This window comes from Proteus hauseri, from assembly GCF_040139125.1.
In the GTDB taxonomy this organism is placed as follows: Bacteria; Pseudomonadota; Gammaproteobacteria; order Enterobacterales; family Enterobacteriaceae; genus Proteus; species Proteus hauseri_B.
Genome location: NZ_JBEEUB010000003.1, coordinates 267,788 through 285,067, shown reverse-complemented (window position 1 = coordinate 285,067; position 17,280 = coordinate 267,788). Strand labels below are relative to the sequence as shown.

The 17,280-nt window shown below is 38.3% G+C and carries 21 protein-coding genes; 16 read left to right on the top strand and 5 right to left on the bottom strand.

Annotation, left to right across the window (positions count from 1 at the left end; genetic code table 11):
* Positions 1-58: 58 nt before the first annotated feature.
* Positions 59-670 (top strand): nucleotide exchange factor GrpE, encoded by a 612-nt coding sequence (grpE, locus tag ABN099_RS07205; protein WP_349462966.1) that lies wholly within the window; start codon positions 59-61, stop codon positions 668-670.
* Positions 671-728: 58 nt separating this feature from the next.
* On the opposite strand, the gene ung is transcribed toward grpE, so the two are convergent.
* Positions 729-1,409, bottom strand: a complete 681-nt coding sequence (ung, locus tag ABN099_RS07200) for a uracil-DNA glycosylase (protein WP_349462965.1) — start codon at positions 1,407-1,409, stop codon at positions 729-731.
* A 331-nt stretch (positions 1,410-1,740) separates the two neighbouring features.
* Here ung and grcA point away from each other — a divergent pair, with 331 nt between their 5' ends.
* Positions 1,741-2,124, top strand: a complete 384-nt coding sequence (gene grcA, locus ABN099_RS07195; RefSeq protein WP_064720620.1) for an autonomous glycyl radical cofactor GrcA — start codon at positions 1,741-1,743, stop codon at positions 2,122-2,124.
* A gap of 217 nt (positions 2,125-2,341) precedes the next feature.
* Here the strand turns inward: grcA and srmB are convergent, their stop codons facing one another.
* On the bottom strand, positions 2,342-3,697 hold the full coding sequence (gene srmB, locus ABN099_RS07190; protein ID WP_349462964.1) for an ATP-dependent RNA helicase SrmB: 1,356 nt from the start codon (positions 3,695-3,697) through the stop codon (positions 2,342-2,344).
* Positions 3,698-3,962: 265 nt separating this feature from the next.
* Here srmB and trmN point away from each other — a divergent pair, with 265 nt between their 5' ends.
* The 12 genes from trmN (at position 3,963) to acpS (ending at position 14,545) form a co-directional block, all read left to right on the top strand.
* On the top strand, positions 3,963-4,718 hold the full coding sequence (trmN, locus tag ABN099_RS07185) for a tRNA(1)(Val) (adenine(37)-N(6))-methyltransferase TrmN (RefSeq protein WP_349462963.1): 756 nt from the start codon (positions 3,963-3,965) through the stop codon (positions 4,716-4,718).
* A gap of 293 nt (positions 4,719-5,011) precedes the next feature.
* On the top strand, positions 5,012-5,590 hold the full coding sequence (gene rpoE / locus ABN099_RS07180; RefSeq protein WP_064720617.1) for an RNA polymerase sigma factor RpoE: 579 nt from the start codon (positions 5,012-5,014) through the stop codon (positions 5,588-5,590).
* A gap of 38 nt (positions 5,591-5,628) precedes the next feature.
* Entirely contained in the window at positions 5,629-6,249 is a 621-nt protein-coding gene (rseA, locus tag ABN099_RS07175; RefSeq protein ID WP_349462962.1) for an anti-sigma-E factor RseA, read from the top strand.
* Positions 6,250-6,297: 48 nt separating this feature from the next.
* Positions 6,298-7,269 (top strand): sigma-E factor regulatory protein RseB, encoded by a 972-nt coding sequence (gene rseB, locus ABN099_RS07170; RefSeq protein ID WP_349462961.1) that lies wholly within the window; start codon positions 6,298-6,300, stop codon positions 7,267-7,269.
* Positions 7,270-7,281: 12 nt separating this feature from the next.
* Positions 7,282-7,749, top strand: coding sequence for a SoxR-reducing system protein RseC (gene rseC, locus ABN099_RS07165; RefSeq protein ID WP_349462960.1), 468 nt, complete (start codon positions 7,282-7,284; stop codon positions 7,747-7,749).
* Between the two features lie 301 nt (positions 7,750-8,050).
* Positions 8,051-9,847 carry a translation elongation factor 4 gene (gene lepA, locus ABN099_RS07160; protein WP_349462959.1) on the top strand — a complete coding sequence of 599 codons (1,797 nt, stop codon included), beginning with the start codon at positions 8,051-8,053 and terminating at the stop codon, positions 9,845-9,847.
* Positions 9,848-9,861: 14 nt separating this feature from the next.
* The gene (gene lepB / locus ABN099_RS07155) at positions 9,862-10,833 is read left to right on the top strand and encodes a signal peptidase I (RefSeq protein WP_349462958.1); all 972 of its coding nucleotides are present in this window, start codon (positions 9,862-9,864) and stop codon (positions 10,831-10,833) included.
* A gap of 195 nt (positions 10,834-11,028) precedes the next feature.
* Positions 11,029-11,709: a ribonuclease III gene (gene rnc, locus ABN099_RS07150; protein WP_349462957.1), complete on the top strand. Its 681-nt coding sequence runs from the start codon at positions 11,029-11,031 to the stop codon at positions 11,707-11,709.
* The gene (gene era / locus ABN099_RS07145) at positions 11,706-12,614 is read left to right on the top strand and encodes a GTPase Era (protein ID WP_349462956.1); all 909 of its coding nucleotides are present in this window, start codon (positions 11,706-11,708) and stop codon (positions 12,612-12,614) included. Before rnc ends, era begins: the two co-directional genes overlap by 4 nt.
* A gap of 9 nt (positions 12,615-12,623) precedes the next feature.
* A complete protein-coding gene (recO, locus tag ABN099_RS07140; RefSeq protein ID WP_349462955.1) occupies positions 12,624-13,349 on the top strand; it encodes a DNA repair protein RecO in 726 nt (241 codons plus the stop codon).
* 84 nt (positions 13,350-13,433) lie between these two features.
* Positions 13,434-14,165, top strand: a complete 732-nt coding sequence (gene pdxJ / locus ABN099_RS07135) for a pyridoxine 5'-phosphate synthase (RefSeq protein ID WP_349462954.1) — start codon at positions 13,434-13,436, stop codon at positions 14,163-14,165.
* Positions 14,165-14,545, top strand: coding sequence for a holo-ACP synthase (gene acpS / locus ABN099_RS07130; RefSeq protein ID WP_349462953.1), 381 nt, complete (start codon positions 14,165-14,167; stop codon positions 14,543-14,545). The genes pdxJ and acpS overlap by 1 nt, the downstream gene beginning before the upstream one ends.
* 47 nt (positions 14,546-14,592) lie before the next feature.
* On the opposite strand, the gene ABN099_RS07125 is transcribed toward acpS, so the two are convergent.
* From ABN099_RS07125 to ABN099_RS07115, 3 genes are all read right to left on the bottom strand, one after another.
* Positions 14,593-14,853 (bottom strand): YfhL family 4Fe-4S dicluster ferredoxin, encoded by a 261-nt coding sequence (locus ABN099_RS07125; protein WP_349462952.1) that lies wholly within the window; start codon positions 14,851-14,853, stop codon positions 14,593-14,595.
* Positions 14,854-15,139: 286 nt separating this feature from the next.
* Positions 15,140-15,577: a type II toxin-antitoxin system HicB family antitoxin gene (locus ABN099_RS07120; protein WP_349462951.1), complete on the bottom strand. Its 438-nt coding sequence runs from the start codon at positions 15,575-15,577 to the stop codon at positions 15,140-15,142.
* Positions 15,578-15,604: 27 nt separating this feature from the next.
* The gene (locus tag ABN099_RS07115; RefSeq protein ID WP_196534126.1) at positions 15,605-15,787 is read right to left on the bottom strand and encodes a type II toxin-antitoxin system HicA family toxin; all 183 of its coding nucleotides are present in this window, start codon (positions 15,785-15,787) and stop codon (positions 15,605-15,607) included.
* A 203-nt stretch (positions 15,788-15,990) separates the two neighbouring features.
* Between ABN099_RS07115 and ABN099_RS07110 the strand changes: the two genes are divergently transcribed.
* Positions 15,991-16,626 carry a LysE family translocator gene (locus ABN099_RS07110; protein ID WP_349462950.1) on the top strand — a complete coding sequence of 212 codons (636 nt, stop codon included), beginning with the start codon at positions 15,991-15,993 and terminating at the stop codon, positions 16,624-16,626.
* A 107-nt stretch (positions 16,627-16,733) separates the two neighbouring features.
* Positions 16,734-17,273 carry a tRNA adenosine(34) deaminase TadA gene (tadA, locus tag ABN099_RS07105; RefSeq protein WP_349462949.1) on the top strand — a complete coding sequence of 180 codons (540 nt, stop codon included), beginning with the start codon at positions 16,734-16,736 and terminating at the stop codon, positions 17,271-17,273.
* Positions 17,274-17,280 lie beyond the last annotated feature (7 nt).

Here is a 17,280-nt window from a genome sequence, read left to right as displayed (position 1 = left end):
TTGATCCCCATAATAAACTAAATATGAAGATGAATACTAAAACTACGCGGAGATGTTCATGAGTAGTAAAGAACAAAATGTACATGAAGAGCAAGTCTCAAAAGAAAAAGAAGGAATGGAATCTGCAATGAATGAGCCTAAAGAGCAAGTAACAACAGAAGAAACTCAGGCAGACTTTGATGCTCAAGCTGAGTTAGTTGTAGCGTTAGCGCGAGTTGCTGAGTTAGAAGAGCAACTACAACAATCGCAAAAAACAGAACGTGAAGCGATGATCCGTGCTCAAGCTGAAGTAGAAAATATTCGTCGCCGTACACTACTGGATGTTGAAAAAGCACATAAATTTGCGCTTGAGAAGTTTTCTAATGAGTTACTGCCAGTACTAGACAACTTAGAGCGTGCTTTATCAGCAGCAGATCATGAGAATGAACAGTTAAAACCGATGATTGAAGGTTTAGAATTAACCTTAAAATCATTCTTAGATGCTGTTCATAAGTTTGGCATTGAAGTGGTTGATGAAAAAAATGTAGTCTTCAACCCGGAAGTTCACCAAGCCATGACATTAATTGATAGCCCGGCTCATGATGCTAATCATGTTGTTGATGTAATGCAGAAAGGATATACCCTAAACGGTCGTTTATTACGTCCAGCGATGGTTATTGTTTCTAAATAATATCAATGAGTAAAGCCGCGTAATATTGATGATGTAAATATTGCGCGGCTTATCGCTATTAAGCGATAGGATCTAAATACCAATTAATGGGTGTTCGCCCCTGTTGCTGCAAAATGTCATTTGTTTGTTTAAAATGACCGCACCCTAAAAAACCTCGATGAGCTGATAATGGCGACGGATGTGGTGCTTTTAAGACAAAATGTTTGTCTGTATCAATAAAGCGACCTTTTTTCTGCGCATGAGCACCCCAAAGTAAGAAAATAACACCTTCTCTGCGCTGATTTATCTGTTCAATAACCGCATCGGTAAAGATTTCCCAACCAAAATTAGCATGTGAATGAGCTTGACCTTTCTCAACGGTTAATACGGTATTGAGTAACAAAACACCTTGCTGTGCCCAACTTTCTAAATAACCGTGGTTAGGGCGTTTGAAATCGGGATATTCTTTTTCTAACTCTTTATACATATTGACTAATGAAGGCGGTGCCGGCACGCCAGGGCGTACAGAAAAAGAGAGCCCATGAGCTTGATTAGGACCATGGTAAGGATCTTGTCCTAAAATAACCACATTAACGTTATCAAAAGGTGTGAAACGAAAAGCGTTAAAAATATCTTCTTGTGGTGGATAAACAATCTTTCCAGCATCTCGTTGTTGTGAGACCTGTGCCAATATTTGTAGGAAATACGGTTTTTCTTTTTCTGTTCCTATAACATCGTGCCAGGTTAGTGGTGTAGTCATAATATAAAGTCCTTATTGATATCTTACTGCTAAGCTTACCGACTTCAGAAGTGGAAAGAAAATAATCCCGCATAAAAATTGAAACTTATTGGTTTTTCAACTTTTCTTTAGAAATTTACAAAAAAAATTGCAAATACACAGAAAGTGATTGTTGATTTAAAACAAGCCTTTGCACCAATAGGATGAAAACACTTATGAATTTTATTGATATTTATCAAAGAATGACGCCATTTATACTGGTATATAAGTAAGCAGAAACATTGGTTAGACCAAATACCCAAGTTCTGATACAAGATCGGAATTTGATTTTGTGCCCATGATGGAGGTCGAAATGATTACTGGTATCCAAATTACTAAAGCAGATAACGATGATTTATTACATTCTTTCTGGTTATTAGACGATGAAAACGGCGAAGCTCGTTGCATCTGTGCTAAAAAAGGCTTTGAAGAAGGTCAAGTCATTAACCGTAAAGAGTTAGGTGATATCGAGTACCGTGAAGTGCCGGTTGAATCTAAACCTGTTGTACGTGTAGAAGGTGGTCAGCACCTTAACGTTAACGTATTAAGCCGTGAAACACTGGAAGATGCAGTTAATAATCCTGAGAAATATCCTCAGTTAACTATTCGTGTTTCTGGTTACGCAGTACGTTTTAACTCACTGACTCCAGAACAACAACGTGATGTAATTACTCGTACTTTCACTGAAAGTCTGTAATTTACAACACTAAAATAGTAAATAACTAATCAGTCGATAGTGAAACCCGATATGAATAATATCGGGTTTTTTACGTTTGAAATAGGTTAGCTAATTAATTTAGTTTTAATTTTATTAAAATTATTTTTTTAATAAAAAGTAATAAAAAAGCCGTAGCTAGTAAAATAGTTACGGCTTTTAACGTTTAATATGAGGTGATCAATCTCTTGGTCGCAAATTACTCTTTTTCACTATTTTGAGTAGTGACGACTGAAACTTCTTTTGCTGCACCTTCGTTGACTGCTTTACGGCGCTTACCAACATTTTTACGATCACGAGTACGTACTTTAACTTTAGGGGCTTTTTTCTCTTCGTCTTTTTTCGCTTTACGTTTTGCAAGTACTTTTTTAGACGGTTTGAACGTTGACTTTTCAGCCGGTGCTTTAGTTTCTGGACGTAACTCTGCTACAACACGGTATTTAATTGGCTCTTGAACATAGCGACCAATCTTACCAAGTAATGGATGGTCGTGAGCTTCTACTAACGAAATTGCAATACCTTTACGTCCTGCACGTGCTGTTCGACCGATACGGTGCAAATAAACATCGGCTGTACGTGGTAAGTCGAAGTTGAATACGTGGGTGATATCGTCTAAGTCTAATCCACGGGATGCAACATCGGTTGCAACAAGTACATTCATTTGACCAGATTCTAAACGCTTAATGGCATCATTACGTTGAGTTTGTGCCATTTCACCTTCAAGGTAGCTTGATTTAATACCTTGTTTTTCTAACGCAGTAACAAGTTCTCTTACACGCTCTCTTTTACGAACAAAAACGATGGATTTTTTTACATCTTCTTGTTTGAGTAAGTGAGCAAGTAATGCTGTTTTATGTTCAACGTTATCAGCATGATAATAGAACTGTTGAATTTTTTTACGTTCACGACGTGATGGATCAGCGTTTAATTCAATCGGCTCATTAAGAATGCGTTGTGCAAAATCAACAATCGCATTACCTTCAAGCGTTGCTGAAAACAGTAATGTTTGTTTACGCCAGCGAGTTTCACCCGCGATAGTTTCAATATCGTTAGCAAAACCCATATCTAGCATACGGTCTGCTTCATCTAAAATCAGCATTTCGACAGCGCGGCAATCAAAGTTTTCTTCTTTGATGTATTGCAATAAACGCCCCGTTGTCGCAACAACGATATCTTGGTTTTCGCTAAATACTTCTGCGTGATTCATATAAGCAACACCGCCAGTAATAGTGGCAATGTCTAAATGTGTATGCGCACATAACTCTTTTGCCTGAGTGGCAACTTGCATTGCAAGTTCGCGTGTTGGCGTCAAAATAAGAATTCGTGGCGGGCCTGATTTCTTACGAGGATAATCAAGCAAGTGTTGAATTGCTGGTAGTAAAAATGCCGCAGTTTTGCCTGTACCTGTTGGTGCAGAACCTAAAATATCACGACCGTCCATTGCTGCTGGAATAGCACTTGCCTGAATTACGGTAGGACGGTGATATCCTTTTTCTTCTAGTGCGGTCAATAAACTCTCATCAAGTTCAAGACTGGAAAATGTAGTGGCTGTCATTGTATACCTCTGTTTAGGGCGCGGATTTTGACATTATCCCCCGCTAAAAGCCAGAGGATTTACCGCTATCACATTATATAATAGAGATTGCTAATGGTATTCGATGTTTTTTGGCTTAATGTAAATAACCTGACACGTATACAAAAATATTAATGTTAAGATAGCGACAACATAAAGGGCTATCTTACCATATATCTCTTTTCCAATAACATGGAATGACAAGGAAGGATAAAGAGATGGTTATAGGATTAAACAGAGCAAATAGATGAATCATAAGAAAGTAAAGAAAGCAGGGCTACGCAAAGGTGGTTTTACCTTTAAACAATTTTTTGTTGCTCATGATAAATGTGCCATGAAAGTGGGCACTGATGGTGTTTTGCTAGGTACATGGGCACCTGTTGAAAGCGTAAAATCAATATTGGATATTGGAACAGGTAGTGGGCTTATTGCCTTGATGCTTGCTCAACGAGCTGTTCCACCAGTACTTATCGACGCAATTGAACTTGATGAACAAGCCGCTTTGCAGGCGACTGAAAATGCACAGGGATCATCGTGGCATTCTCTTATTCATATTCATCATTGTGATATTCATCATTATGCTCTGCAAACAGAGAGAAGTTATGATTTAATAGTAAGTAATCCTCCTTATTTTGAACCGGCGGTTGCTTGTCGTGATGATATACGAGAGCAAGCTCGTTATACCAAAACATTGACTCATGAAGGATTGCTCGACAGCGCTCAAGTACTTATTGCCGAAAATGGCGTTTTTTGTGTGGTGTTACCGTATTTTATTGGTGAGCAATTTATTGAAATCGCACAAGAAAAAGAGTGGGTTTTAGTTAATCGAGTAAATGTTAAAGATAGTGCGGATAAACCTTATCATCGTATCTTGTTAGCATTTCAGCGACAAAACCAAGAGACAGTAAACTGTAATGTTGATGAACTTATTATCCGTAATAGTGAAGGTCATTACACTGATAAGTTTCAATTATTGGTAACAGATTTTTATTTATATTACTAAACTGTACTGAATATTACATTGCTTAAGATTTTATATATTGTTGTAAATAAAAGTATATTTTTAAATTATATCATTGTGTTGTCGTGTTTTTATTGGCAAATTGGATTTTGGTTGGTGATTACAACAACGATTTTTTTGTGATTCATCTCTTATAATTATGATTGGATTGAACTTCATACTATTTTCATGCTCTAAGTCTTGTAGCTCATAAAAACGAGAAGGAATAACGAGAGTAACATGACGGAGTCATCAATAAATAGTACGAAGCTTGACTTCGGGAGAGTCCATCTCTAATGAGCGAGCAGTTAACGGACCAAATGTTGGTTGAACGGGTACAAAAAGGTGACCAAAATTCATTTAATTTGTTGGTTATCCGCTATCAGCACAAGGTAGCAAGCCTGATTTCTCGTTATGTACCTCAGGGTGATGTACCAGACGTTTCGCAAGAAGCCTTTATTAAAGCCTATCGCGCTATTGGTTCTTTTCGTGGCGACAGTGCTTTTTATACATGGCTTTATCGTATTGCAGTAAATACGGCAAAAAATTATCTGGTCGCACAAGGGCGTCGTCCGCCTTCAAATGATCTCGATGCGAGTGATGTTGAAAATTTTGAAACATCGAATGCATTAAAAGAAATTTCGAACCCTGAGAACTTAATGTTGTCTGAAGAGTTACGGAGAGTAGTTTTTCACACCATAGAGTCATTACCTGAAGATTTACGGGTTGCTATAACACTTCGGGAACTTGACGGACTGAGCTATGAAGAGATAGCCGTCATTATGGATTGCCCTGTAGGAACAGTACGTTCGCGTATCTTTAGGGCGAGAGAAGCTATTGATAATAAGGTTCAACCATTGATACAAGATTTATAATCATGGGTGAACCATCATTGACTGAAGGGTACTTTTACATGCAAAAAGAGAAACTTTCTGCATTTATGGATGGCGAAGTTCTTGATAAAGAATTAATAGGTTCGATTGCTCATGATGATTCAATGCAAGAGACATGGCAACGCTACCATTTAGTTCGAGACACAATGCGTGGTGATGTCGGTGAAGTTATCCACTTTGATATTGCAAGTCGCGTTGCTTTAGCGCTTGAAAATGAGCCTGTCCGCATAAGTCCTGAACAACCGCGAGAGCAGCAACCTGCGCCGTCACAATGGCGTCAGCACTCTTTCTTACAGACGTTACGTCCTTGGGCAAGTCAGTTGACCCAAATTGGGGTCGCAGCTTGTGTATCATTGGCTGTTATTGTTGGGGTTCAGCAATATAACGGAAATAGTAGCTCTGAAGATTTCCAAGTTGATTCGCCAGTATTTAACACTCAACCTATCATGGGTGCTGGTGCGCCAGTGAGTTTAAATCTGCAAAATGATAACCTTGGTCGTGAGCAACAAGCACGTTTACAAGAGCGTAATCAACGCCTTGGTTTGATGTTGCAACAATATGAGTTGGATCGTCGTATTTATAATGCACCACAAGATGAAGCGACAGCAGAAGTGCCTGCATCTACTCAGCAACAGCAGTAAAAATAACAGTGTGAATAAATCCTAACGCGTAGGAATTGAACAGTCGTAATGAAAATATCATGGTTATCCACCACATTGCTGGTGGGCAGCCTATCGATGTCGATACAAGCCTTGGCTCAACCTCAAACAGGTAGTGTCGAGGCTTTGTTGCAAAAGATGGGTAATACAGCTCAAACCTCTACCTATGAATTATCTTTTATCAATATCAATTCTCAAGGTATTGTTCCAATCCGTTATCGTCATACATTGCTTGATGGCAAACCCCTTGCACAATTAATGCAAATGGATAGCACTCGACGTGAGATAGTTCAGCGTGGCGATGAAATCAGCTATTTTGAACCAGGCTTAGATGCTTTTAGTTTAAGAAATGATCATATTGTTGATTATATTCCGGCAATTATTTATCAAAATTTTAATGAGCTATCTGAATATTATAATTTTATCGATGCAGGTAGAACTCATATTGGCGATATTTCTAGTCGGGTTGTGCGAGTACTCTCAAAAAATAATGATCGTTATGACTATGTTTTATTTATTGATGAAACCAGATACCTACCACTTCGAATTGATTTGCTAGATAAAAATAATGATGTTATTGAACAGTTTAGAGTGATTACTGCCAATCAAAATAATAAAGATATTGCAACAGCACTAAGTTCACTACGCACGGTTAATATGCCACCATTACTTCTTGTGCCTAAAGCAAAAGAAGTCACTTATAGCTGGTCTGTCACTATGTTGCCTGAAGGGTTTAAAGAGGTGAAACGCAGCAATCACCAAATTTCTGAAACTGAATTTAGCGAGTCAATTTTATATAGTGATGGCTTATTTGATTTCTCAATTTATGTGAATAAAAACGGGCAACAAGCAAATTCCCCCGAACGTGATAAATTATTAAGGTATGGTCGTAATACTATTTATACCTATGACAAAGAAGGTAAGGAAATAACCTTTATTGGTCAACTACCGTTCGCTACAGCGCAAAATATAGTCAATAGCGTTGTTTTTACGAAAAAGTAAAGGGTATAAATTATGGTTAAAGAGTGGGCAACCGTCATACATTGGCATGAAGGAAGGGCTTTATTACGCTATGGTTCTTCTTCGGGCTGCGGTAGTTGTCAGGCTCGCGCTGCTTGCGGCTCCTATTTACTTAATAAAATTGGACCTGAAACTGTTCATCAACTAGAACTTCCCGTAGAACAACCTTTAGTTGAAGGTCAAAAAGTAGAAGTCGGTATTCCTGAAAATAATTTATTACTCTCTGCAATGTTAGTTTATTTAACGCCATTAATTGGATTGTTTATTGTTGCAGGAATTTCAACGTTTTGGTTTTCTAGTGAATTTGCTATTTTTTGTAGTGGGCTTGTTGGTGGTGTCATTGGCTTTTTGCTTGCAAAGAGAGTGGCAACATTGTGGAGTAAAGATGAAGGCTTTGAACCTGTTATTCTACAAATAGGGCTTCCACCAAATGAGTTAAGAATTCAATTTCAAGAATCATAATCGTTTTTTAATATAAAATGAAAAGCGGGGCTGTTGCCCCTTTTTTATTTGGTTTTCTACTATTTCTTATAAAGTAACCATTCTTTATATCAATAAAACACACACAAAAAACTACAAATTAATGTAACTCTTAGCGTAAATGTTTGTGTTTGATGAACGTTTCTTTGAGTATAATGTCTCTAGTGTGTAGAATGCGTCATCAATCATAACTCATCTGCAATATAGAGTTTTCGCTTTGTGTTCATGAATGTGTCCAAAGCTAGATTTATAGAGCAAGGCAACAGAGAAAAATAATTTCAGAATGAAAAACATACGTAACTTTTCCATTATCGCACATATTGACCACGGTAAATCGACATTATCAGATCGAATTATTCAAATTTGTGGTGGCTTAACAGATCGTGAAATGGCTGCGCAGGTTCTTGATTCTATGGATCTTGAGCGTGAACGTGGTATCACTATTAAAGCGCAAAGTGTCACACTGAATTTTACAGCTGAAGACGGCGAAGTTTATCAACTTAACTTTATCGATACCCCAGGCCACGTTGACTTCTCTTATGAAGTTTCTCGTTCTCTTGCTGCTTGTGAAGGCGCTTTACTGGTTGTTGATGCAGGGCAAGGGGTTGAAGCTCAAACCTTAGCTAACTGTTATACAGCGATGGATATGGATTTAACTGTTGTACCAGTATTAAACAAAATTGACTTACCTGCTGCAGAGCCTGAACGTGTCGCTGAAGAAATCGAAGATATCGTTGGTATTGATGCAACAGATGCTGTGCGTTGCTCGGCAAAAACGGGTGTTGGTGTTAAAGAAGTTATTGAACGCCTAGTTAAAGAGATCCCTGCACCAGAAGGTGATCCTGACGGACCATTACAAGCACTGATTATTGACTCTTGGTTTGATAACTATCTTGGTGTTGTTTCACTTATCCGTATTAAAAACGGTAAAGTTGCCAAAGGTGATAAAATCAAAGTGATGAGTACTGGTCAAGTTTACAATATTGACCGTATTGGTATTTTCACACCAAAACAAGTGGATACCACAGCATTAAATTGTGGCGAAGTTGGTTGGGTTGTATGTGGTATTAAAGATATTTTAGGGGCACCAGTTGGTGACACTTTAACTTCCGCACTAAAATCAGCAGATAAACCGCTGCCAGGCTTTAAAAAAGTAAAACCTCAGGTTTATGCAGGATTGTTCCCGATTAGTTCTGATGACTATGAATCTTTCCGTGATGCATTAGGTAAATTAAGTCTTAACGATGCATCACTGTTTTATGAGCCAGAAAGCTCTACAGCACTAGGATTTGGTTTCCGTTGTGGTTTCTTGGGTCTCTTACATATGGAGATCATTCAAGAACGTTTAGAGCGTGAATATGATCTCGATCTTATTACAACCGCACCAACGGTCGTTTATGAAGTTGAACTGACCAGTGGCGAAATTGTATTAGTAGATAGCCCATCTAAGCTGCCACCACTGAATAATATTGAAGAGATCAGAGAACCTATTGCTGAGTGCCATATGTTACTGCCGCAAGAATACCTAGGTAATGTTATTACCTTATGTATCGAAAAACGCGGTATTCAAACAAATATGGTCTATCATGGTAATCAAGTTTCATTAACTTACGAAATTCCGATGGCTGAAGTGGTACTTGATTTCTTTGACCGCTTAAAATCAACCTCTCGTGGTTATGCTTCTTTAGACTATAACTTTATTCGTTTCCAAGGCTCAAACATGGTTCGTGTTGATGTCTTGATTAATGGTGATCGAGTTGATGCTTTAGCACTTATCACCCATAGCGATAACGCGCCTTATCGTGGTCGTGATTTAGTGGAAAAAATGAAAGAGTTTATTCCACGCCAGCAGTTTGATATCGCAATTCAAGCCGCTATTGGTAACCACATTATTGCTCGTTCGACGGTTAAGCAGTTACGTAAAAACGTATTAGCTAAATGTTATGGTGGTGATGTTAGCCGTAAGAAAAAACTATTACAGAAACAGAAAGATGGTAAAAAACGTATGAAGCAAATAGGTAACGTAGAGTTACCACAAGAAGCGTTTTTAGCCATTCTTCATGTTGGTAAAGATAAATAATTTAAGGAGAAAACATGGCTAACACGTTTGCCTTGATCCTAACACTGGCAACACTGATTACGGGTATTCTTTGGGGAATTGAGCGCTTTAAGCTTAAGCCTGCTCGTATAGCAAAATTGAAACATTTTCAAGAGATGGCCGCAGGCGGTGGGGATCAGCAAGAGTTAGCAAAATCAATCAATAAACCAAGCTGGATTGAGACACTTGCTTCTCTTTTCCCTGTGTTGATTATTGTTTTGATTCTGCGTTCATTTGTGTATGAGCCGTTTCAGATACCTTCTCGTTCAATGATGCCAACTCTATTGGTTGGCGATTTCATTTTGGTTGAAAAGTTTGCTTATGGGCTAAAAGATCCGATCACACAAACAACCTTAATTAATACAGGGAAGCCAAAACGTGGTGATATTGCTGTTTTCAAATATCCACGCGATCCTTCTACTGATTTTATTAAGCGTGTGATTGGTCTGCCGGGTGATAAAATTGTTTATGACATGATGTCTAAAAAAGTTCATATTTATCCAAACTGTGACAAAGCAATTTGTAACGATGAGATTTCAGTGACTTATGGCACTGCTTATCCAAGTGAGTGGACTCTGCTTTTACAAAATGTTCCTGGTGGTCAGCGTATTAATGGTATGAAGTCTATTCCAATTGAAGATCCTATTTCTACCGCAACTCAATTCCGTCAAGAAGAGCGAGTAGAAACCATTGGTAAAGTCTCACACCGTATTATGACTATTCCTGGCGATATGACGATGCCTGAATTTATTCAACCGGGCTTGCCAGTAGGAACTTGGATAGTACCAGATGGTCATTATTTTATGATGGGTGACAACCGAGATGGCAGTTCTGATAGCCGTTTTTGGGGATTTGTTCCTGAGCAAAACCTAGTAGGTAAAGCAACAACTATCTGGATGAGCTTTGAAAAACAAGAGAATGAATGGCCAACGGGTATTCGTTTTAGCCGTATCGGTGGCATAAAGTAATTATTAACAAAATAGCTACAGCATTCCGATTTATCTCAGTGTAGAATATGTCACTTCTTTAAACACGATTGGCTCCTGTAATAAACAGGGGCCAGTGCAAACGCAACAGTTCTGTTATCCAACCCGATAATTTCCCGTTGACTTAAACAGATTTGTTGCGTGTGCTTCAAATTAAGTAATGGAAATTTATCGCACATGAATACTTTATTAGTAAACCAGTTACAAAAAAAACTGGGTTATACTTTTACGCAAAATGAATTATTACTACAGGCATTAACGCATCGTAGTGCTAGCAGTAAACATAATGAACGTTTAGAATTTTTAGGTGATTCAATTCTAAGCTATGTTATTGCAAATGCGCTCTATCATCGTTTTCCTCGCGTTGATGAAGGTGATATGAGCCGTATGAGAGCAACCCTTGTTCGTGGAAATACACTTGCTGAATTAGCGCGTGAATTTGAACTGGGTGAATGTTTACGTTTAGGCCCTGGTGAATTAAAAAGCGGTGGTTATCGCCGTGAATCAATTCTTGCTGATACGGTTGAAGCATTAATTGGTGCAATTTTCCTCGATAGTGATATTCAAAACATCGAAAATATCATTTTACAATGGTATGAGAATCGCTTGGCTGAAATCAGCCCAGGCGATAAGCAAAAAGATCCTAAAACTCGTTTGCAGGAATACCTGCAAGGGCGTCACTTACCATTACCTGCCTATATTGTGGTACAGGTTCGTGGTGAAGCCCATGATCAAGAGTTTACGATCCATTGTCAGATAAGCGGTATCGAGCAACCTGTAAAGGGGATGGGTACAAGCCGTCGTAAAGCTGAGCAAGCCGCTGCTGAACAGGCATTAATACAACTGGAGCTTGAATGAGCGAAGAACAAACCTATTGCGGATTTATTGCGATAGTTGGTCGCCCAAATGTGGGAAAATCAACACTACTGAACCAATTATTGGGGCAGAAAGTTTCTATTACGTCACGTAAACCTCAAACCACACGTCACCGTATCATGGGTATTGATACCGATGGCGCGTATCAGGCAATTTACGTTGATACACCGGGATTGCACATTGAAGAGAAGCGTGCAATTAACCGTTTAATGAATCGTGCGGCAAGTAGCTCCATCGGTGATGTGGAACTGGTTATCTTTGTTGTTGAAGGAACTAACTGGACTGCTGACGATGAGATGGTAGTAAACAAGCTGAAATCATTACGTTGTCCTGTTTTATTGGCTATCAATAAAGTTGATAACGTGGTTGATAAAACCAAGTTACTTCCACATATTGGCTTTTTAAGTCAACAGATGGATTTTCTTGATGTAGTACCAATCAGTGCCGAAAAAGATATGAACGTTGATACTATTGCAAAAATAGTACGTAAATGTCTTCCTGAAGCGGCACATCATTTTCCTGAAGATTATATTACTGATCGTTCTCAGCGTTTTATGGCATCAGAAATTATTCGTGAAAAACTGATGCGCTTTTTAGGTGAAGAATTACCTTATTCTGTCACTGTTGAGATTGAACAATTTGTTACCAATGCTCGTGGTGGCTATGATATTCATGGATTAATTCTGGTTGAACGTGAAGGCCAGAAAAAAATGGTTATCGGTAATAAAGGCGTTAAAATCAAGAAAATCGGTACTGAAGCCCGTATGGATATGGAAAATTTATTTGAAAACAAAGTGCATTTAGAACTTTGGGTGAAAGTAAAAGCGGGCTGGGCTGATGATGAACGTGCGTTACGTAGCCTTGGCTATGTGGACGACTTAAAATAGGTAACTGAAGTGGATGGCTGGCAACGTGCATTTGTTATCCATGCTCGTCCTTACAGTGAAACCAGTCTGTTACTGGATTTTTTTACTGAAAATGAAGGGCGAGTTCGCATTTTGTCAAAAGGTGCGCGTGGTAAACGTTCACCTTTAAAAGGCGCACTTCAACCTTTTACTCCTTTGCTCATTCGTTGGAGTGGGCGAGGAGAAGTAAAAACCCTGCGTGATGCAGAGCCAATCTCTTTAGCATTACCACTATCAGGCACTGTACTCTACAGTGGTCTGTATCTTAATGAGTTACTCTCTCGCGTATTAGAAAATGGCACTTCTTATAGTGTCCTTTTTTTTGAATATCTCTCTTGCTTACAAATTCTTGCTGCCAGTGAAATCACCCCTGAAGCCGCGTTAAGGCGTTTTGAACTCGCATTACTTGCACAACTTGGTTATGGTCTAGATTTTCTTCATTGTGCCGGAAGTGGTGAGGCTGTTGCCGATACCATGACGTATCGTTATCGCGAAGAGAAAGGTTTTATTGCGAGTTTAGTGGTTGATCATAATAGTTTTACTGGATTTGAATTAAAATCCTTGGCAAGTCGTGAATTTCCAACTCCAGGCACATTAAAAGCGGCTAAACGATTTACACGTATGGCATTAAAGCCTTATTTAGGTGGAAAACCATTAAAAAGTAGAGAACTTTTTAGACAATTTGCCATTAAAAAAACAGCGAAAAAAAAGGTGTAGATCGCGGTTCAATAATATTGTCTTTTTCTTCTCTATAGAATGTGTAAACTATGGTAATGCAACGTTATTTTTCAGGAGAAGAGCATGTCTGATATTCTACTTGGCGTTAATATAGACCATATCGCCACCCTTCGTAATGCCCGTGGCACAACGTATCCCGATCCAGTACAAGCGGCTTTTATTGCGGAACAAGCGGGTGCAGATGGTATCACTATTCACTTACGTGAAGACAGACGCCACATCACCGATCGTGACTTAATGTTGATAAGCCAAACTGTTCAGACAAGATTAAATCTAGAAATGGCAGTAACAGAAGAGATGATCGAAATTGCTTGTCAAACGCAACCTGATTTTTGCTGCTTAGTGCCCGAAAAACGTCAAGAAGTCACAACGGAAGGTGGTTTAGATGTTGTGGGCAATGAAGCTAAAATTGCTGATGCTATTAAACGTTTATCACTTGCAGAAATCAAAGTTTCTCTTTTTATCGATCCTGACCACGAACAAATCAATGCGGCTTCTCGCGTTGGTGCACCTTTTATTGAGATCCATACTGGTGCTTATGCAGATGCAGAAGATGAAATGGAACAAGAAAAAGAGTTTATGCGTATTCGTGACGCCGTGGCTTATGCTGCATCTAAAGGCTTAAAAGTAAATGCAGGGCATGGTTTGCACTATCATAACGTACAGCGTATTGCCGCATTACCAGAACTTTATGAATTGAATATTGGTCATGCCATTATTGCGAGAGCGGTATTTAGTGGGTTAGCACCTGCAGTTGAAGAGATGAAACGCTTAATGCGAGAAGCGCGTCGTTAATGGCTATTGTTGGCATTGGTATGGATATTGTTGAGATATCCCGTATTGAAGAGATAATAGGGCGTTCAGGTGAACGCCTTGCTCGCCGTATTCTGACTAAAAGTGAATGGGATATTTATCAGTCGCATAAGCAACCCACTCGTTTTCTTGCTAAGCGTTTTGCAGTTAAAGAAGCCGCGGCAAAGGCATTAGGTACAGGAATTCGCTTAGGTTTAGCCTTTAATCATTTTGAAGTGCGTAATGATGAATTAGGAAAACCCACACTGCATTTTTTAGCGGTAGCGAAAGAGATGGCAGATAAAGCGGGGATAAATTCTATTCACGTAACGCTTGCTGATGAACAACGTTATGCTTGTGCAACGGTTATTTTAGAAAAATAACACTCTTAAATTTATCACCCATAATTATCATTTGTATATATGACGGGTTAGATTTTGTCTGCGTGATGAATTAAAACAAACTTCTCCCATAGCTCATCTTGAGTTTCAGTATGAGTAGGATCAGTAATAATTGTATTGGTAATCGGGCAAACTGATTGGCAAGTCGGTTTATCGTAATGACCTACACATTCTGTGCAAAGATCAGGATTAATTTCATAAATCTCATCACCCATTGAAATGGCATCATTAGGACACTCGGGTTCACACATATCGCAGTTGATACATTTCTTCGTAATTAGTAAAGCCATATCAGTCACTCAGTATATAAATTATTAAATTTCAGTAACTTATATCTTGCACTTATATGTTACTCTTAATCTGTTGCTTGTGTTATCTATGTTGTATAACGACTCTCTCTATAGAGAATAGAGTATTTACATATAAAATAAATACACAATCATATACAAAAGAAAGTGAGACTATCATATACACCGAATATTCTAAACATATGGATTTAAAAGTTCGAAAATTAAATTTTATTTTGAGGAACAAAATATTCCACCTTTACTTGGTTAAGCAAAAGGTGGAATAAATTTAGTTTGAAATAAGCTCGTGACGTGCGGCTTCTGCAATAAAATGGCTACGGTCGCGGTACTTAGATGGATGTTCTTTCACTTGATTGTCAATTCGTTTAATTAATGTATCTGGTAATGCGATATTGATCCTCTGCTGTTTACCTTCAAAATTAGATAAATCGATATCAATGACAAACCAAGTATCAAAGTCTGAATATTCAGGATTCATTGAATATACAAGATGACCTGCATCTTGGATCTGTTCTACTGAAAAATTGCCACTCAGTACCATATCTTCAACAGTCAGCATAATGGCTTCACGAACCATTGAAGAAATTTCTTTTTGGGTGTCTGCAGCAGAAAAACAACTATAACCGTATGCTTCAAAAGCCGGAATGACCATGCCATATGCTGTATTTTCATTATGTGGTGTTTCTACACCAACTGAAAAAAACATATAAACCTCCGTTAAGTGGCGGGGAGATTATATCCCCGCCGATTTTTTTATGGATTTAACAGTGCCAATCGGTAAGTCTTTTTTAGGATGAGGAACAGGAAATGTTTTTCCTGTTATTGGAGACCACCAGATCTGATGACTTCCTCCATTATGCCGTTTTAACTCGCAATTTGCGGCTATTAACTCCTTTATCAGGTCAGCTGATCTCATATAACCTCCTAACCTGAAACTCATTATACACACGCATACACACAGATAAAGTTTTTTGTGATGGATTATCAATTAAAAAATTAACAAAAGATATTTATTCTCTACCTGCGATATCTATAAAAAATAATGTATTTTGTGGTAGAAAACACACATATAACTCTGTTATTGATGTTAAATAATGGCAATAACATAAGGGGATATCTATGCCAACACTGTTTAATATGTGGGCTTTTGCGTTGTTATCATTGGGATTGGTGCTAACACCAGGTCCAAATATGATTTACTTGATCTCTCGTTCAATATCGCAAGGGAAAAAGGCGGGGTTTATCTCTTTATTGGGTGTCGCTGTTGGCTACGTCTTCTATATGTTATTGGCGGCATTTGGTATTACTGCAATTTTTATGGCGGTACCTTATGCTTATGACACATTAAAAATTTGTGGTGCTATTTATCTACTTTATATTGCTTGGCAATCTATTAAGCCCGGCGGTCGTTCTATCTTCCATCCTAAACAGTTACTTTCTGGCAATACAACCAAACTCTTTGTTATGGGATTCGTTACTAACTTACTGAATCCTAAAATCGCACTTATGTATTTATCATTACTGCCTCAATTTATTACTATTGGCAATGATAGTGTATTAAATCAATCACTTATACTAGGCAGTATTCAAATTGTTATCAGTATTGCTGTGAATGCGTTGATTGTTGTTGCCGCTGGTTCTATTGCGAGTTTCTTTATTCAAAGACCTCGCTGGGCGCTAATTCAACGCTGGTTTATGGCAACTATTTTAGGCGGATTGGCAATTAAATTAGCCACAGAATCTAGGGTGAGTTAAGGTTAAATAGTCGTATCATCACAATAAAGAAATCAATGTGATATCTTTAGTTATCAATAGAAAACAGGGTACAATACGCTGCTATACGATAATAAAGAGATATCCTTGTGAAAGAAATTAAAGATGATATTTATTGGATGAATAAAGCGATTGAGCAAGCCCAAAAAGCCCAAGAGATAGGCGAGATCCCGGTTGGTGCTGTATTAGTCGTTGATAATAAAATCATTGCTAAAGGATGGAATCGCTCGATAGTGGATAACGACCCTACGGCACATGCCGAAATCATGGCATTGCGTAAGGGTGGAAAACATTTAGAAAATTATCGCTTACTTGATGCAACACTTTATATTACGTTAGAACCTTGTGTTATGTGTGCTGGTGCAATTATACATAGTCGAGTAAAAAGAGTGGTTTATGGTGCCTCAGATTTAAAAACAGGTGCGGCAGGTTCATTTATTGATATTCTACAGCATCCGGGAATGAACCATAAGGTTGAGATAACATCTGGTGTATTAGCTGAACAATGTTCTCAACAATTAAGCCAATTTTTCAAGATGAGAAGAGCACAAAATAAACAGCTGAAATCACAAAAAACAGTAGCACCAATTTTTAGTATTAAAGATAAAATATCGCAAGAAGATAAGTAAGCTGGTT

Coding starts and splice junctions, on each gene's coding strand:
- ABN099_RS07120 (WP_349462951.1), bottom strand. CDS start 15,577: ATGTTTTTTTCAGTTGGTGTAGAAACACCACATAATGAAAATACAGCA.
- rpoE (WP_064720617.1), top strand. CDS start 5,012: ATGAGCGAGCAGTTAACGGACCAAATGTTGGTTGAACGGGTACAAAAA.
- rseC (WP_349462960.1), top strand. CDS start 7,282: ATGGTTAAAGAGTGGGCAACCGTCATACATTGGCATGAAGGAAGGGCT.
- era (WP_349462956.1), top strand. CDS start 11,706: ATGAGCGAAGAACAAACCTATTGCGGATTTATTGCGATAGTTGGTCGC.
- trmN (WP_349462963.1), top strand. CDS start 3,963: ATGAATCATAAGAAAGTAAAGAAAGCAGGGCTACGCAAAGGTGGTTTT.
- pdxJ (WP_349462954.1), top strand. CDS start 13,434: ATGTCTGATATTCTACTTGGCGTTAATATAGACCATATCGCCACCCTT.
- ABN099_RS07125 (WP_349462952.1), bottom strand. CDS start 14,853: ATGGCTTTACTAATTACGAAGAAATGTATCAACTGCGATATGTGTGAA.
- lepA (WP_349462959.1), top strand. CDS start 8,051: ATGAAAAACATACGTAACTTTTCCATTATCGCACATATTGACCACGGT.
- ABN099_RS07110 (WP_349462950.1), top strand. CDS start 15,991: ATGCCAACACTGTTTAATATGTGGGCTTTTGCGTTGTTATCATTGGGA.
- ung (WP_349462965.1), bottom strand. CDS start 1,409: ATGACTACACCACTAACCTGGCACGATGTTATAGGAACAGAAAAAGAA.
- ABN099_RS07115 (WP_196534126.1), bottom strand. CDS start 15,787: ATGAGATCAGCTGACCTGATAAAGGAGTTAATAGCCGCAAATTGCGAG.
- grpE (WP_349462966.1), top strand. CDS start 59: ATGAGTAGTAAAGAACAAAATGTACATGAAGAGCAAGTCTCAAAAGAA.
- grcA (WP_064720620.1), top strand. CDS start 1,741: ATGATTACTGGTATCCAAATTACTAAAGCAGATAACGATGATTTATTA.
- rseA (WP_349462962.1), top strand. CDS start 5,629: ATGCAAAAAGAGAAACTTTCTGCATTTATGGATGGCGAAGTTCTTGAT.
- rnc (WP_349462957.1), top strand. CDS start 11,029: ATGAATACTTTATTAGTAAACCAGTTACAAAAAAAACTGGGTTATACT.
- acpS (WP_349462953.1), top strand. CDS start 14,165: ATGGCTATTGTTGGCATTGGTATGGATATTGTTGAGATATCCCGTATT.
- lepB (WP_349462958.1), top strand. CDS start 9,862: ATGGCTAACACGTTTGCCTTGATCCTAACACTGGCAACACTGATTACG.
- srmB (WP_349462964.1), bottom strand. CDS start 3,697: ATGACAGCCACTACATTTTCCAGTCTTGAACTTGATGAGAGTTTATTG.
- rseB (WP_349462961.1), top strand. CDS start 6,298: ATGAAAATATCATGGTTATCCACCACATTGCTGGTGGGCAGCCTATCG.